This is a genomic window from Pseudoalteromonas sp. G5_S1_14_S5 (assembly GCF_054968605.1).
This window is the reverse complement of record NZ_JBQKUM010000164.1, coordinates 1-2,160: the sequence shown is the minus strand read 5'-3', so window position 1 is coordinate 2,160 and position 2,160 is coordinate 1. Positions and strand designations below refer to the sequence as shown.

The window sequence follows — 2,160 nt, the reverse complement described above, 5'->3', positions numbered from 1 at the left end:
CATAAAAATAACTATGCTGCCATCGATGCAATGAATGTCCCACTTTGGTTAACGGGCTTCTTCAGCTGTTATTGATTGAGATATTGGACGTCAAAAATTTGAATAATATCGGTGGAACAAAGTCATCGCTTAGTAAAAACAGAAAACTCGTCAAGCGTTCGGATGTAAGTTATTGGAGAGGTAAAGCTAGCCTCCATGGTAAAGAATTGTGGACGATACTGAAACGCGAGCAAATAGACATTGAAGGTAACACAGCCTTTGAGCGATTTTACGCGCTAGCAGAATAATTGTATCTGAAGGATGGGTCTGCCACGCCTCTAACTATATTTGCGACAGAACCAGCCTTAGGGACTCAGTTTCTCGATTATGCATCTTTGAGTACGCTCTTCATCCAAACAGCTAGCCTACGTTTAATCCTAGGCCCATCCGTCTTATCCACTGGAAGTGGGGTAAGCAGTCGAACTTTAACTAGAAATAAGTATACTGCTCTGGACACGCTCTTTTGAGAGGTTCCTTTGTCAGATATATAATATCCTTGCATCTCTGCAAGTCTTAATCCATAGCAGATAGCTTGCTTAAATAGTTTGTCTTCATCTTTCATTTTTCCTTTCATTACGCCCCCTATAAATAGCACTAACTCTAACAAACGAGTATAGACTACTATTCTCATTGGACTTGTTGCTTAAATCGATGAAACTAAATCAGGAAGCTACGATCTGATCGGCTACACCCATCAATCGTCGTAGTCTCATGTCTAAACCTCGTTACAAAACAAACAAGGCAAGCGTGGCAGACCTAGGCGATTCAGCGACTTAGCCATTACTACCGCTCTGGTGGTGAAACGTGTTTTCTCTATGCCATTGAGATCGCTACAAGGTTTTCTAGACTCCGTATTTAATCTGTAAAACAGCTGCTAGGTGGGAAATTAAGCCTGAGGAGCTTGGCGATACTTACGCTATGATTAAAGCCCTGAATAAGCTTACAGGGCTTGGTATGCCTGAAACTCAGTGTGTTGTTTTAATAATTGCTCAATCTCGGGCTGTTTGATTTTCTGTCAGAATTACGCAACATATACTCTTTCAACTTGAAGATGCAGGTATCAGTACCTGAAAATTATCTGTAATTCTGGATACAAGTGAGCCTGCAACTTCTGGTAACGTCACATCGAAAAACTTTTTGATAGCAGAGGTGAATGCTGTTTTGGAGGGAAAATAGACATTGTTCCTCACATGTTCATTCATTACTTTCCAAAGCCGCTCTATTGGATTTAAGTTTGGGCTGTATGGGGGTAAGTAATGAAGCTCTATATTGAGTACTTTTGCCGCATTCCTAACCATTTCTGACCGATGGTAGGCCGCACCATCAAGCACGCACGGTTTGCTCTAGTGGATAATGCTCTTTCTTGAGTTTCCAAAAGAAGCGAACAATGCTCTCGCTATCTATCGTTTCATAAGTATCTGTGATCGTCGCGCTGATGTTTTTCAATGACAGAGCACCGATTAGGTTCACTCGAGTGCGGCTACCTGTCGTTTCAATTAGCTTATCCTGTCCCTTACGGATCCAGCCACAGCTAAGTTTTGTTGATTGAGTTGGATGAACGGCGTCCATGAAAAGTACAAGCGCATCCATGGGCTTAAGTACCTCGTTGTAATACTCGATAAATGCTTGCTGCTCTTCAGGCTTTAGTTTACGTGGTACACCTTTAGGCTTTTTGTATGCAAAACCGTGGTGATGTAACCACTTATTCATCCCAGAAACGGTGTAGCTCACACTGAATTCAGCTTCGACGTAAGTAATGATTTGACGCGTATGAAAGTAGGTTTTCTCAGTTAAATGCTCGATGAGCTGAATCGTCTGAGTATGAGAAAGTAGACTCTGGCTCCCGCCATTCTCAGGTTTAAGTTTTTCAGATAGAGCATAATCACTAAGATGACGAGCAACTGTAGATTGATGGATACGAAGCGCTTGAGAGATCATAGTCGGGCTCCAACCTTCGGAAGCTAGCAAGACAGCTTTTATACGGTCGCATACTCGACGATCACGCTCAGTATTGTGCATCTGTTCGAGTTGTTGTTTTTGCTCAGGAGTTAGTACCATTTTCATGGTGAGTAGCATGATCCTGATTTCATTGAAAATCAAGCATCTTCAATGATCACGGGT

1 protein-coding gene and 2 pseudogenes are annotated in these 2,160 nt (G+C 42.1%); 1 reads left to right on the top strand and 2 read right to left on the bottom strand.

Annotated features, from left to right (window positions below; translation table 11 throughout):
• Positions 1–364: 364 nt before the first annotated feature.
• Entirely contained in the window at positions 365–613 is a 249-nt protein-coding gene (locus tag ACTRWI_RS22320; protein WP_499133882.1) for a DUF5062 family protein, read from the bottom strand.
• A gap of 154 nt (positions 614–767) precedes the next feature.
• On the opposite strand from ACTRWI_RS22320, the pseudogene ACTRWI_RS22315 reads away from it, so the two are divergent.
• A pseudogene (locus tag ACTRWI_RS22315) lies at positions 768–902 on the top strand (transposase); the annotation flags it as partial.
• 177 nt (positions 903–1,079) lie between these two features.
• Here ACTRWI_RS22315 and ACTRWI_RS22310 read toward each other — a convergent pair.
• Positions 1,080–2,103, bottom strand: a pseudogene (locus tag ACTRWI_RS22310) (IS630 family transposase).
• Positions 2,104–2,160: the final 57 nt, after the last annotated feature.